Raw genomic sequence first — 13,856 nt, forward strand, 5'->3', positions numbered from 1 at the left:
TCCAGGCGGTCGATCAGAACGGGTTGTTGCGGGCCCGGAAGATCGCCCCGGCGGTGCCGGCCGCGATCTGGTTGTGGAAGGCCGGACCGGGGATGACGTCGAAGGCCCAGAGCCAGTTGGTGCTGGTCGCGTTGGCCACCAGCGTCGTGGTGGTGCAGGACGTCGACGGCGTGGCCGTGTTGCAGGCCGACGTCTTCAGCGAGCTTTCCGCGTCGCTGAAGAGCAGGTAGAGCGACGAGAACAACGCATTCGGCGTCGTCGTCGTCATCGAGCGCAGGCGGTCATCGAAGATGACCTCGCCGGCATACCGGCCGTCGTTGATCACCGCCGTGCGGAAGGCCGTGTTGAAGGCCTTGGTGAGCTCGGTCAGCGCATCGGAGCGGGAACTCTGGTCCTGGCAGCTCCCGCTGATCCGGATGCCATCGGCATAGGCCCGCGGCGAGCAACCCAGGTCGGGCACCGTGCCGTAGATGACGCGCGGACCGGCGCCGTTGTTCGTGAGATCGTTGATGAGGCCCGCCAGCTGCCGCCCCTTGTCGGCGAGCTGGGCTTCCAGCGTCACGAGCGCAGCCGGCTGAGATCCGGATGCGGTGGCCTTGTAGACATCGTAGGCGTCGATGACATCCCACAGTCCCCCTTGGACGGTCACCAGCGTCGACGGCACGAACGCGGCCGCTCCCGGCGAGACGCGGGCCGCAGCGACCTGGGCCGCGATGTCGGCGACCCTCGCGCCGGCCACCGCACCCATCACGCCGTTGGACGTGCCGCCGAGCGGGCAGTTCGGCAGCGTCAGGCCCATCTCGGAGGCCAGGCGCTGGTTCCACAGCGGGTTGTCGCCGCAGCTGGCACCGTTGATGTTGACCTTGAGGCCGCTGCCGTCGACGGCGCTCAGGTCATCCCCGAAGGACATCATCCGCGTCGGCACATAGGGCTCGATCCGGCTGGAGCTGTCGCAGCCCGCAAGTCCGGCCAACACGAGGCTGAGGACGGCGGCGGTGCGCATCAGGCGCGCAAGCAGGGACTGGGGATTCATCAGGTCTCCAACGGGGAACCGGGCAGGGTCGGGGGTCAGGGGCAGGACGGCGGAACGGGGGCGATCAGGCGGCTGCGGCACGCTGCAGGCGGTCGCGGACACCGTCCCAGGCGCTGTCGGCTGGCGGCTCCTCGACCCAGATCAGCGACACCTGGGCATCGTCGAAGTCGCGCAGCGCACCGAACAGCTCGTGCGCCACCGCAGCCGGGTCGGACGGCAGGGTCCGCCAGACCACGCCGGAGATCCCAGCCGGCTTCGGGAGGCGCGAATATACCGCCAGCGTCGGAGGCTTTCGTGACGCCCTCGACGCTTCGGCCAGGCTGGACGCGAGCACGCCAAGGCCCTGTTCGAGCGCCGCCCGGTCCATCAGCCGGACCTTGGCGCGCGGCGCGTAGTGGGCGGCCAGCGTGCCCGAGGCGCGCGGGGCCTGGGCGTCCGGCGCGAGCAGCGGCTCGCCGGCCGCCGCCTCGATCTGGGCGCGGCCCAGGCTGCCCGGGCGCAGCAGCACCGGGTGGCCGCGGCTGCAGTCGACGATGGCCGACTCGATGCCGACCTCGCACTCGCCGCCCTCCAGCACCAGCAGGCCGGCGGCCTCGGGCTGGCCGGCGAACTCGCTCATCACATGCGTGGCGCGGGTCGGGCTGACGCGGCCGAAGCGGTTGGCGCTCGGCGCGGCCACGCCGCTGACACCGGCCCGCGCCGCTTCGCGCAGCAGCGCCTGGGCGACCGGGTGCGAGGGGCAGCGCAGGCCCACGCTGGCCTGGCCACCGGCGGCCTCGGCCGCGACGCCGGGCCGACGCGGCACGATCACCGTCAGCGGTCCGGGCCAGAAGGCATCCATCAGGCGCCGGGCCAGCGGCGGGATCTCGGCGGCATAGGCCTCGGCCGCCGCCGCATCGGCCACGTGCACGATCAGCGGGTGGTCGCTGGGCCGGCCCTTGGCCGCGAAGATGCGGGCGACGGCCTGCGCCTGGTCGGCGCGTGCGCCCAGGCCGTAGACCGTCTCGGTCGGCAGCGCGACGAGGCCGCCTTCGGCCAGCCGGGCCACCGCCGCCCGCAGGCTGGCGTCACGTTCGGCCTCGGTCGAGGTTGGCAACAGGACAGGCATGGACAAGGGTCGTCGGGGGGACTACGGAGCGTCGTCTGGCAACGGTCTGACGGGCCGGAGGGCCGATCAGAACGGCTCGAAACCGAGCACGGCCGCCGCCTGCAAGGCGACCGTGCGCGCCGCCTCGGGGGTTGGCGCGGTGATCGTCAGGTGGCCCATCTTGCGGGCGCGCCGCACCTCGGTCTTGCCGTACAGGTGCAGGTGCGTGCCGGGCAGCGCCAGCACGCCGGACCAGTCGGGCGCGCGCTCCCGGCCGGCGGCATCGAACCACAGGTCGCCCAGCAGGTTGAGCATGACGGTGGCCGAATGCAGCCGGGGCGCGACCAGCGGCAGGCCGGCCAGCGTGCGCACCTGCAGGTCGAACTGCGAGACGTCGCAGCTGTCGATGCTGTGGTGACCGGAGTTGTGCGGGCGCGGCGCCATCTCGTTGGCAACCAGGCTGCCATCGGCCAGCACGAAGAACTCGATGCACAGCACGCCGACATAGGCCAGCTCGGCCGCGATGCGGCCCGCCGAGTCGATCGCGGCGGCCTGCGTCGCCGCCGGGATGCCTTCGGCCGGCACGGTCGTGACGGCCAGGATGCCGTCGCGGTGCAGGTTGCGCTGCACCGGCAGGTGCACGCACTGGCCGTCAGCACCACGCGCCACGACCACGCTCAGTTCGGCGGCCAGCGGCAGCATCTTTTCCAGCAGGCAGGGCACGCGGCCCAGCGCGGACCAGGCCTGCGCGAGTTCGGCGGCATCGCGCACGCGGCGCTGGCCCTTGCCGTCGTAGCCCATGCGCGAGGTCTTCAGGATGCCCGGCAGCAGCAGGGCCGTGTCGACGCCGGCGAGGTCGGCCTCGGACCCGATGCGGGCATGCGGCGCACAAGGCACGCCGCTCGCCACGAAGTGGGCCTTCTCGGTGGCGCGGTCCTGGCAGACCGCCACCGCGTCGCCGGCCGGGGCGACCGGGCGGTGCGTGGCCAGCTGGCGCAGCGAGGCGGCGGGCACGTTCTCGAACTCGGTGGTGATCGCGGCCGACACGTTGGCCAGCGCGGTCAGGCCGATGACGTCCTCGTAGCCGGTGCGCACGTGTTCGTGGGCGACCCAGCCGGCGGGGCTGGCGGCATCGGGTTCGAGCACCGCCGTGCGGTAACCCATCTGCTGTGCGGCCTGGACAAACATGCGGCCGAGCTGGCCGCCGCCCATCACGCCCAGCGTGGCCTGGCCATCGGGAAGGATCACGGGATGTGCGGCCATCAGTCGTCCAGCGTCATCGCGCGGGCCACCTCGGTCTGGCGGGCCCGGAAGGCGTCCAGCCGGGCCGCGAGGTCGGCATCGCGGTTGGCCAGCAGCGCCACCGCGAACAGCGCCGCGTTGGCCGCGCCGGCCACACCGATCGCGAAGGTGGCCACCGGGATGCCCTTGGGCATCTGGACGATCGAGTGCAGCGAGTCCACGCCCTGCAGGTGCTTGCTGGCCACCGGCACGCCGAGCACCGGCACGGGCGTCTTGGCGGCCAGCATGCCGGGCAGGTGCGCGGCCCCGCCGGCGCCGGCGATGATGGCCTGCAGGCCGCGTCCGCGGGCAGCCTCGGCGTAGGCGAACATGTCGTCGGGCATGCGGTGGGCCGAGACCACGCGTGCCTCGAAGGGCACGGCAAACTCGGTGAGAATCTGGGCCGCCTGTCGCATGGTGTCCCAATCGCTGTTGGAACCCATGACGATGCCGACCACGGGCGAGGCGCTGTTCACTGCAGGCTCCGGGCGAGACAAAGGCGGGATTTTAGGCGGCGCGTGCCGTCCGCTTGCTTTCCCCGGCACTGCCCTCAAGTCCCGTCGGCTCAACACCCGGCTCTCGCCTCCCCTCCCGCCCCGCTTCCCCTAGGTGCCGCGATGATCGACATCACCCTCGAGAACTTTGAAACCGAACTGATCCAGGCCTCGTTGCAGCAGCCCGTGCTGCTCGACATCTGGGCGCCCTGGTGCGGTCCGTGCCGCCAGCTCGGCCCGATGCTGGAACGTCTGGAGACCGCCTACGACGGCCGCTTCACGCTGGCCAAGCTCAACAGCGACGAGGTGCCCGAGATCGCCGGCCAGCTCAGCCAGATGTTCGGCGTGCGCTCGATCCCGTTCTGCGTGATGTTCAGCAAGGGCCAGCCGGTCGACGGCTTCGTCGGCGCGATCCCCGAGGCGCAGATCCGCGAGTTCCTCGACAAGCACGTGCCCAGCGAGGCCGAGATCGAGGCCGAAGCCGAGGTCGAGGAAGCCGAGGCACTGGCCGAGGACGGCAACGCGGAGGCGGCGCTGGCCAAGCTGCAGGAAGCCGTGGCGATCGACCCGTCCAACGACACCGCCCGCCAGGACTACGTCAAGCTGCTGCTGCAGGAAGGCCGCGTCAGCGACGCCCGCCGGGCCTGGGAGCCGATGGCGGGCAAGGCCATCGTCGACCAGCGCATCGCCGCGCTGGGCGCCTGGCTGGAGGCCTGCGAGTCCATGGCCAGCGCCCGCCCGATGGCCGAACTGGACGCCGCCATCGCCGCCAACAAGCGCGACTTCGAGGCCCGCTACGCCCGCGCCCGCCAGCTCTTCGCGCTGCAGGACCACACCGCCGCGATGGATGAGCTGCTGGAGATCCTGATGCGCGACAAGACCTGGGCGGAAGGCCGCGCTCGCAAGACCTACGTCGCGATCCTGGAGCTGATGACCAAGCCGGCACCCAAGCCGGTGGCAGCCACCGAGGCCAAGGGCGCGGTCGAGATCGCCGGCAAGACGGCCGCGGTCGCCAGCGATCCGCTGCTGGACCAGTACCGCCGCAAGCTGAGCATGGCGCTGTTCTGAGCCGCGCGCAGCCGGGGACTCAGGCTGCGGCCTTGGGCTCGGCCACCGTCGGCCCGAGCCGGTTGCGCTCCAGATCGGCCGCCGCCAGCATCTCCAGCAGCCGGGCGCTGCGGCTGCGATAGAGCTGCAGCGGTGCCTCGGCCTCGCCCAGGTGACGCGCGCCGATCGCGGCCAGGCCCAGGCGCTCGAACAGCGGCCCCAGCAGCGCATGCGCCACGGCCTGCTCCTCGGGCTCGGTCGCACCGAGGAAGGCCGATTCGGCCTGCCGGGCCGCCACCAGGGCCTCGTCGCCCTGCCCCAGCGCCAGCAGGCAGGTCGCCCGATCGGCCTGGAACAGGCATTCCGAAAAAGCCAGGCCCTCACGCAGCGCGCCGTCCAGATGGGCGTCGTACAGGGCCAGTGCGGCCGCATGCTCGCCCAGCGCCGACAGGACCAGCGCCTGCTGCATCGGCGTGTGGTGACTCAGGGCCTTGGTGCGCACGTTCAGGTCGAGCTGGCGCGACGAGTCGGTGCCCAGCCGGGCGCGCTTGACCTTGAGGCCGTCGGGCGTGCCGAAGCGTTCGGTCAGGCGCACCTCCATGACGCGCAGGGCGGCCATGTTGTACATGAGCGAGCTGAGTGCCGCCCCGTCGCCTTCGGCCGTCGCATGGGCCCGCGCCTGCAGGTACCAGGGCTGGGCCAGGTCTTCCCGGCCGGCGTAGTGGTAGGCCCCGGCCACGACCGTGCAGGCGCGCGAGCGGGCCGAGTGGTGGGTGGCGGGCGCCACGGTCAGCGCGATGCGCACATGCTCGATCGTCGCGGCGTAGTCATGGACCCGGAAGTCGAGGTGTGCCAGCCACGCTGCCGCCAGCGAATGGGCCCGTGGCGCACGCATCTGCGCGGCCTGCACCACCGCCTTGCCGACCCGCTCGCGGGCCCGCAAGCTGACGTTCTCGAAGTAGTCGGCCAGGCCCTCGGCCAGCCACAGCCAGGCGCCCAGCACGGTCTGCGTGTGGATGTCGCCGAGCTGGCGCAGCTGATGGACCTCGCGGCGCGCCAGGTCCAGCTCGCCGAGCCGGGCATAGACCACTGCGCGCTCGGCCCGCAGGAAGGGCAGCTCGCGCGGGATGCGGGCCCGCTCGATGGCCTCGTCGAGGTTGCGCAGCAGTCGGTGCATGGCGGGTCGCAGTCGGTGGGCTACGGCGCCGCGTGGCGGGCCGTCAGGCGGTGAGGCGCTCGAGCGCCTCCCGGTAGGTCGCCGCGGTGTGGGCGATGACATCGGCCGGCAGCGCCGGTGCGGGCGCCTGCTTGTTCCACGGTTGACCGTCGACGCGGGCCGCCTCCAGCCAGTCGCGCAGGAACTGCTTGTCGAAGCTCGGCGGGTTGCGGCCCTCGGCCAGCGCCTGCTGGTAGTGCTCGACCGGCCAGTAGCGCGACGAGTCGGGCGTCAGCACCTCGTCCATCAGCGTCAGCGTGCCGTCGGCAGCGAGGCCGAACTCGAACTTGGTGTCCGCGATGATGATGCCCTTGGTCAGGGCATGTGCCGCGGCCGCCTGGTAGAGCGCGATCGAGATCGAACGGATGCGCTCGGCCAGGTCGCTGCCGATGATCTCGGCCATGCGCGCGAGGCTGATGTTCTCGTCGTGGTCGCCCATCTCGGCCTTGGTGGCCGGCGTGAAGATCGGCTCGGGCAGGCGGTCGGCGTTGCGCAGGCCCTCCGGCAGCGTCACGCCGCAGACGGAGCGGCTGTCCTGGTATTCCTTCCAGCCACTGCCGGCGAGGTAGCCACGCACGACGGCCTCGACCGGCACGGGCTTCAGGCGCTTGACCAGCATCGAGCGGCCTCGCACGCGATCAGCCTCGTCGGGCGCGACGACCGAGGTCGGGTCCTCGCCGGTCAGGTGGTTGGGCACGACATGGCCGAGCTTGTCGAACCAGAACTGCGCCATGCGCGTCAGCAGTTCGCCCTTGCCGGGGATGCCCTCGCCCATGATCACGTCGAAGGCGGAGATGCGGTCGCTGGCGACCATCAGGATGCGGTCCTCGCCGACGGCGTAGTTGTCACGGACCTTGCCACGTGCGAGCAGCGGCAGCGAACGGAGGCTGGATTCTTGGAGGGCGGCGGCAGCGGTCACGGCTCGATCGGAGGGAAGTTTCACGAATTGTAGGGGGGCCCTTCCATGCAAAAGGCCCGCCGGGTGCGGGCCTTCCTCATTCGGACGGACGGGAATACGAGGGGCCCAAGCGGCGATGCGCCGGGGCCCGACCGCCGTTCAGCGCACCTGCTGCGCGAGCGCGCCGGCGGCGTACTGGCGGGCGACCTCGTCCAGCGCGATCGCCTTGATCTTGCCGGCCTGGCCTTCGCAGCCGAACTCCATGTAGCGCTGCTTGCAGACCAGCCGGGCGGCCTCGCGGGCCGGCTTGAGCCACTCGCGGGCATCGAACTTGTCAGGGTGCTCGGCCATGAACTTGCGCACCGCGCCGGTCATCGCCAGGCGGATGTCGGTGTCGATGTTGATCTTGCGCACGCCGAACTTGATGGCCTCCTGGATCTCCTCGACCGGCACGCCATAGGTCTCCTTCATCTGGCCGCCGTACTGGTTGATGATGGCCAGCAGCTCCTGCGGCACCGAGGACGAACCGTGCATCACCAGGTGGGTGTTGGGGATGCGGGCATGGATCTCCTTGACGCGGCTGATCGCCAGGATGTCGCCGGTGGGCTTGCGGCTGAACTTGTAGGCGCCGTGGCTGGTGCCGATCGCGATGGCCAGCGCATCGAGCTGGGTCGCCTTGACGAACTGGGCAGCCTCTTCGGGATCGGTCAGCAGCGCGCTGTGGTCGAGCCTGCCGACCGCGCCGACGCCGTCTTCCTCTCCCGCTTCACCCGTCTCCAGCGAGCCCAGGCAGCCAAGTTCGCCTTCGACCGTCACGCCGACCTGGTGGGCCATGTCGACGACCTTGCGGGTCACCTCGACGTTGTAGGCGAAGTCCGCCGGGGTCTTGCCGTCCTCGCGCAGCGAGCCGTCCATCATCACCGAGCCGAAGCCCAGGTTGATCGCGCCCTCGCAGATCTTCGGGCTGGTGCCGTGGTCCTGGTGCATGACCAGCGGGATGTGCGGATAGGCCTCGACCGCCGCCTGGATCAGGTGCTTGATGAAGCTCTCGCCAGCGTACTTGCGGGCGCCGGCGCTGGCCTGCAGGATGACCGGGGCGCCGACCTCGTCGGCCGCGGCCATGACGGCCTGGACCTGTTCGAGGTTGTTGACGTTGAACGCCGGGATGCCATAGCCGTTTTCGGCGGCATGGTCGAGCAGCTGGCGCATCGAGACGAGTGGCATGGTGGGAACCTCAGGGAGTGGATGGAACCGGCAGGCAACGCGGCACCTTATCGATGCGGCAGGGCCACCGACTCCGGGGGAACCCCGCTTCCGGCCGCCGCCTCCGCAGAATGAAACCGCGTTGTAACTCGCACGATTCTAGGGTCCGGTCCACGCGAACCCGAGCGTGTCCCCATCGCCAACATCCCACCTCGGCCGGCGTGTGCGCAGCCGTCAACGAAAAAGGCCGCCCGGGTGGGCGGCCTTGAGGGCGTGGCGCGTGGCGCCGATCGGACGGATCAACCGACCCGGCAGACCTTGAGCATGTTGGTGCCGCCGGGATAGCCCATCGGCTCGCCGCAGGTGATGGCGTAGGTGTCGCCCGGGCGCAGCACGCCACGGTCGACCAGCACGCGCTCGGCAGCGGCCAGTGCGGTGTCGCGGTCGTCGAACTTGCCCATCAGGATCGGGCGCACGTTGCGGTACAGCGCCATGGCGCGCTCGGACTTGGCCTGGGTCGTCAGGCCGTAGATCGGCACGTCGATGCGGTAGCGGCTCATCCACAGCGCGGTCGAGCCGGACTCGGTCAGCGCCAGGATGGCCTTGCAGCCCAGGTGGTGCGCGGTGAACAGCGCGCCCATCGCGATCGACTGGTCGATGCGGGCGAACTTCTTGTTGGTGAAGTTGGCGTCGAGCTGGAAGTCCTCGGCACGCTCGGCAGCCAGCGCGATGGCGGCCATCTGCTCGATGGTCTCGACCGGGTACTTGCCGGCGGCCGTCTCGGCGCTCAGCATGACCGCGTCGGTGCCGTCCAGCACGGCGTTGGCGACGTCGCTGACCTCGGCGCGGGTGGGCACCGGGTTCTGGATCATCGACTCCATCATCTGCGTCGCGGTGATGGTGACCTTGTCCATCTCGCGGGCCATGCGGATCATGCGTTTCTGCAGCGCGGGCACCGCCGCGTTGCCGACTTCCACGGCCAGGTCACCACGGGCGACCATGATGCCGTCGCTGGCCTTGAGGATCTGGTCGAGCACGGGGATGGCCTCGCTGCGCTCGATCTTGGCGATCATGCCGGGCTTGTGACGCCACGGTTCGCCGGCCACGTTGGCCAGCTGGCGCGCCATCTCCATGTCGGTGGCGTTCTTCGGGAAGCTCACCGCGAGGTACTCGCACTGGAAGGACATCGCGGTCTTGATGTCCTCCATGTCCTTGGCCGTCAGGGCCGGCGCGGTCAGGCCGCCGCCCTGCTTGTTGATGCCCTTGTTGTTGGACAGCTCGCCGCCGATCTTGACGACGGTGTGGACCTGCTCGCCACGCACCGCGTCGACGACCAGCACGATCAGGCCGTCGTTGAGCAGCAGCGTGTCGCCGGGCTTCACGTCGCGCGGCAGTTCCTTGTAGTCCAGGCCGACGCCGCCGAGGTCACCGGGCTCGGCCCGGCCGGCGTCCAGCACGAAGGGCTGGCCCTGTTCGAGCATCACCTTGCCTTCGGCGAACTTGCCGACGCGGATCTTCGGGCCCTGCAGGTCGGCCATGATGGCCACCGGCTTGCCGACGCGGCGGGCAGCCTCGCGCACCAGCGTCGCGCGGTCGATGTGGTCCTGCGCCTTGCCGTGGCTGAAGTTCAGGCGCACGACATCGACCCCGGCACGGATCATCCGCTCCAGCACCTCGGGGTCCGACGAGGCGGGGCCGAGGGTTGCAACGATCTTGGTATGGCGGGGCATGGGGCGGTCTCCTGGGGGTCGTTCACCGCGTCAGGGCCTCGTCAGCGACGGGCTGCAAGGGGGCCACAGCGGTGTGGCGGCGGATTATCAGCCTGACTCTGGAACAACGAGGTTACGAGCGACGCCCGGCCCCGTTGTCCCGCCCGCACAGGGGCTCAGCGGCGCGAGGCCGCCGCGTCCGCCACCGCCAGCGCGGTCATGTTGACGACGCGGCGCATCGACGCCGACGGCGTCAGGATGTGCACCGGCGCGGCCGCGCCCAGCAGGATCGGGCCGACCGTGACGCCCTTGCCCGAGGTCATCTTCAGCACGTTGAACAGGATGTTCGCGGCGTCGATGTTGGGCAGCACCAGCAGGTTGGCCGCGCCAGTCAGGCGGCTGTCGGGCAGGATGTTGTGGCGCAGCTTCTCCGACAGCGCGGCGTCGCCGTGCATCTCGCCATCGCACTCGATCTGCGGGTTGCGGGCCACGAACAGGTCGCGGGCCGCACGCACCCGCTTCGCCGACGGCCGGCTCGACGAGCCGAACATCGAGTGCGACAGGAAGGCCACCTTGGGCGGCACGCCGAAGCGGCGCACTTCCTCGGCCGCCATGCGGGCGATCTCGGCCAGTTCCTCGGCGCTCGGCTGCTCGTTGATGAAGGTGTCGGTGATGAAGAGGTTGTGCTCCTCCAGCATCAGCGCGTTCATCGTCGCCATGGTCTGCACGCCGGCCTGCGCGCCGATGACCGCCTTGACATGCTCGAAGTGGCTGTCGAAGCGGCCGTGCAGGCCGCACAGCATCGCGTCGGCATCGCCGCGGCGCAGCAGCAGCGCCGAGATCAGCGTGGTCGAGCGCCGCACCGCCGCCTTGGCCGCCTCGGGCGAGACGCCCTCGCGGCCCATCAGGCGGTGGTAGTCCTCCCAGCAGGCGCGGAAGCGCGGATCGTCTTCCGGATCGACCACCTCGAAGTCGGTACCGGCCTTCAGGCGCAGGCCGGCGCGCTCGATGCGCATCTGGATGACGTTGGGGCGGCCGACCAGGATGGGCTTGGCCATGCCCTCGGCCAGCACGGCCTGGACCGCACGCAGCACGCGCTCGTCCTCGCCCTCGGCGTAGACCACGCGCGAGGGCGCGCGCTTGGCGGCGGCGAAGACCGGGCGCATGAACATGCCGGTCTGGTAGACGTAGCGGGTCAGCGACTCGCGGTAGGCGTCGAGGTCCTCGATCGGCCGCGTGGCCACGCCGGACTCGGCAGCCGCGCGCGCCACGGCCGGCGCGATGCGCAGGATCAGGCGGGCGTCGAAGGGCTTGGGGATGATGTATTCGGGGCCGAACTGCAGTTCCTGGCCGGCGTAGGCGGCGGCCACCTCGTCGCTGGTCTCCTCCTTGGCCAGCGCGGCGATCTCGCGCACGCAGGCGAGCTTCATCGCTTCGGTGATGCGGGTCGCGCCGCAGTCCAGCGCACCCCGGAAGATGTAGGGGAAGCACAGCACGTTGTTGACCTGGTTCGGGTAGTCCGAACGTCCGGTCGCGACGATGCAGTCGGGCTTGGCCTGGCGCGCCAGCTCGGGGCGGATCTCCGGCTCGGGATTGGCCAGCGCCAGGATGATGGGCTTGTCGGCCATGGTGGCGACCATCTCCGGCGACAGCACGCCGGCGGCCGAGCAGCCCAGGAAGACGTCGGCTCCGGCGATGACCTCGGCCAGCGTCTTCAGTTCGGTGGACTGGCAGTAGCGCTGCTTGGACTCGTCGAGCTTGTCGCCGCGGCCGGCTCGGATCACGCCCTTGGAGTCGCAGACGAAGATGTTCTCGATCCGCACGCCCAGGCCGACCATCAGGTCCAGGCAGGCGATGGCCGCCGCGCCAGCGCCGGAGACCACCAGCCTGACCTCGCCGATGCGCTTGCCGACCAGTTCCAGTCCGTTGAGCAGGGCCGCGCCGGAGATGATCGCGGTGCCGTGCTGGTCGTCGTGGAAGACCGGGATCTGCATGCGCTCGCGCAGCTTCTTCTCGATGTAGAAGCACTCCGGCGCCTTGATGTCCTCGAGGTTGATGCCGCCCAGCGTCGGCTCCAGCGAGGCAATGATGTCGACGAGCTTGTCCGGATCGCGCTCGGCCAGCTCGATGTCGAACACGTCGATGCCGGCGAACTTCTTGAACAGGCAGCCCTTGCCCTCCATCACCGGCTTGCCGGCCAGCGGGCCGATGTCGCCCAGGCCCAGCACGGCGGTGCCGTTGGTCACCACGCCGACGAGGTTGCCGCGCGAGGTGTACTCGGCGGCCTTGCTTGGGTCGGCCTGGATGTCGAGGCAGGCGTAGGCGACACCCGGCGAATAGGCCAGCGACAGGTCGCGCTGGTTCATCAGCGGCTTCAGCGGCGTCACCGAAATCTTGCCGCGCACGGGCGAGCGGTGATATTCGAGCGCGGCTTCGCGCAGGGCTTGTTCGGCGGGGGTCAGGGCTGCCATGGTGTGTGTCTCCGGAGGTCGGATGTTCTTCGCGGGGCGCGAAGATTACAGCGCAGGCACACACATCGCATGCCCGGAAACGCCCGCAGGAGGGCTGTTTCCGGGGTTCATGTCAGCTTCCCGCAAGGGCCATGCACAAGTCGCATGGGTTACGGGAAGGCCGTTCAGGACCGGCGGGCGCCGGCCGTCTCGGACCGTCGCGGGATCAGCTTTCGGCGCGCTTGCCGAGGATCTCGAAGGCCGGCAGGGTCTTGCCCTCGAGCACTTCCAGGAACGCGCCGCCGCCGGTCGAGATGTAGCTGACGTCCTTCTCGATGCCGTACTTGGCGATGGCCGCCAGCGTGTCGCCGCCGCCGGCGATGCTGAAGGCGTCGCTCGTCGCGATGGCCTGCGCGATGGCCTCGGTGCCGCCGGCGAAGGCGTCGAACTCGAACACGCCGACCGGACCGTTCCAGACGATGGTGCCGGCCGCCGCCAGCTGGTCGGCCAGGATCCGCGCGGTCTTCGGACCGATGTCGAGGATCAGGTCGTCGTCCTCGACCGCGTCGGCGGCCTTGACCGTCGCCTCGGCGTCGGCGGCGAAGCGCTTGGCGCAGACCACGTCGACGGGGATCGGCACCTCGGCGCCACGCGCCTTCATCGCCTCGATCACGGCACGCGCCTCGCCCAGCAGGTCGGGCTCGGCCAGGCTCTTGCCGATCTTCAGGCCGGCGGCCAGCATGAAGGTGTTGGCGATGCCACCGCCAACGATCAGGCCGTCGACGTTCTTCGCCAGCGCCTGCAGGATGGTCAGCTTGGTGCTGACCTTGCTGCCCGCGACGATCGCCACCAGGGGGCGCTTCGGCTGGGCCAGCGCGCGGCCGATGGCGTCGATCTCGGCGGCCAGCAGCGGACCGGCGCAGGCGACCTTGGCGTACTGGGCGATGCCGTAGGTCGAGGCCTCGGCGCGGTGCGCGGTGCCGAAGGCGTCGTGCACGAAGACGTCGCACAGCGCGGCCATCTGGCGAGCCAGCGCCTCGTTGTTCTTCTTCTCGCCCTTGTTGAGGCGGCAGTTCTCCAGCATCACCAGCTGGCCCGGCGCGACCTGCACGCCATCGACCCAGTTGGCGATGACCGGGATCTCGCGGCCCATCAGCTCGCCCATGCGCGCAGCGACCGGCGCGAGGCTGTCCTCGGGCTTGAACTCGCCCTCGGTCGGGCGACCCAGGTGGCTGGTCACCATCACCGCGGCGCCGGCCTTCAGGGCCATCTCGATGCAGGGGATCGAGGCGCGGATGCGGGTGTCCTCGGTGATGCGGCCGGCATCGTCCTGCGGCACGTTCAGGTCGGCGCGGATGAACACGCGCTGGCCCGCCAGCTGGCCGGCGGCGATCAGGTCGTAAAGGCGCTTGATCTTCATGGGTCTAGCCTCGTTTCA

11 protein-coding genes are annotated in these 13,856 nt (G+C 70.4%); 1 reads left to right on the forward strand and 10 read right to left on the reverse strand.

From position 1 onward, the window contains the following. Positions 1–13 precede the first annotated feature (13 nt). The 4 genes from Q8X39_RS16875 to purE all read right to left on the reverse strand — a co-directional run bounded on the left by Q8X39_RS16875 (position 14) and on the right by purE (position 3,844). The gene (locus tag Q8X39_RS16875; protein WP_305750853.1) at positions 14–1,033 is read right to left on the reverse strand and encodes an SGNH/GDSL hydrolase family protein; all 1,020 of its coding nucleotides are present in this window, start codon (positions 1,031–1,033) and stop codon (positions 14–16) included. 64 nt (positions 1,034–1,097) lie between these two features. Further along, positions 1,098–2,141, reverse strand: coding sequence for an L-threonylcarbamoyladenylate synthase (locus Q8X39_RS16880; RefSeq protein WP_305750854.1), 1,044 nt, complete (start codon positions 2,139–2,141; stop codon positions 1,098–1,100). A gap of 66 nt (positions 2,142–2,207) precedes the next feature. Continuing rightward, positions 2,208–3,383: a 5-(carboxyamino)imidazole ribonucleotide synthase gene (locus Q8X39_RS16885; protein WP_305750855.1), complete on the reverse strand. Its 1,176-nt coding sequence runs from the start codon at positions 3,381–3,383 to the stop codon at positions 2,208–2,210. Further along, positions 3,383–3,844 carry a 5-(carboxyamino)imidazole ribonucleotide mutase gene (gene purE, locus Q8X39_RS16890; protein WP_305750883.1) on the reverse strand — a complete coding sequence of 154 codons (462 nt, stop codon included), beginning with the start codon at positions 3,842–3,844 and terminating at the stop codon, positions 3,383–3,385. Before purE ends, Q8X39_RS16885 begins: the two co-directional genes overlap by 1 nt. 174 nt (positions 3,845–4,018) lie before the next feature. Here purE and Q8X39_RS16895 point away from each other — a divergent pair, with 174 nt between their 5' ends. After that, positions 4,019–4,963: a tetratricopeptide repeat protein gene (locus Q8X39_RS16895; RefSeq protein WP_305750856.1), complete on the forward strand. Its 945-nt coding sequence runs from the start codon at positions 4,019–4,021 to the stop codon at positions 4,961–4,963. A 19-nt stretch (positions 4,964–4,982) separates the two neighbouring features. Here the strand turns inward: Q8X39_RS16895 and Q8X39_RS16900 are convergent, their stop codons facing one another. The 6 genes from Q8X39_RS16900 to Q8X39_RS16925 form a co-directional block, all read right to left on the reverse strand. Further along, complete coding sequence (locus Q8X39_RS16900; protein WP_305750857.1) at positions 4,983–6,119, reverse strand: hypothetical protein; 1,137 nt, start codon at positions 6,117–6,119, stop codon at positions 4,983–4,985. A 43-nt stretch (positions 6,120–6,162) separates the two neighbouring features. After that, a complete protein-coding gene (locus Q8X39_RS16905) occupies positions 6,163–7,077 on the reverse strand; it encodes a phosphoribosylaminoimidazolesuccinocarboxamide synthase (RefSeq protein WP_305750858.1) in 915 nt (304 codons plus the stop codon). A gap of 138 nt (positions 7,078–7,215) precedes the next feature. Continuing rightward, positions 7,216–8,280, reverse strand: coding sequence for a class II fructose-bisphosphate aldolase (gene fba / locus Q8X39_RS16910; protein ID WP_305750859.1), 1,065 nt, complete (start codon positions 8,278–8,280; stop codon positions 7,216–7,218). Between the two features lie 278 nt (positions 8,281–8,558). Further along, positions 8,559–9,989, reverse strand: a complete 1,431-nt coding sequence (pyk, locus tag Q8X39_RS16915) for a pyruvate kinase (protein ID WP_305750860.1) — start codon at positions 9,987–9,989, stop codon at positions 8,559–8,561. A gap of 155 nt (positions 9,990–10,144) precedes the next feature. Then, complete coding sequence (locus Q8X39_RS16920; RefSeq protein WP_305750861.1) at positions 10,145–12,439, reverse strand: NADP-dependent malic enzyme; 2,295 nt, start codon at positions 12,437–12,439, stop codon at positions 10,145–10,147. A gap of 205 nt (positions 12,440–12,644) precedes the next feature. Continuing rightward, on the reverse strand, positions 12,645–13,838 hold the full coding sequence (locus Q8X39_RS16925; RefSeq protein WP_305750862.1) for a phosphoglycerate kinase: 1,194 nt from the start codon (positions 13,836–13,838) through the stop codon (positions 12,645–12,647). Between the last annotated feature and the right edge of the window lie 18 nt (positions 13,839–13,856).

The sequence above is a fragment of the Leptothrix discophora genome (assembly GCF_030705305.1).
GTDB classification, from domain to species: domain Bacteria; phylum Pseudomonadota; class Gammaproteobacteria; order Burkholderiales; family Burkholderiaceae_C; genus Sphaerotilus; species Sphaerotilus discophorus.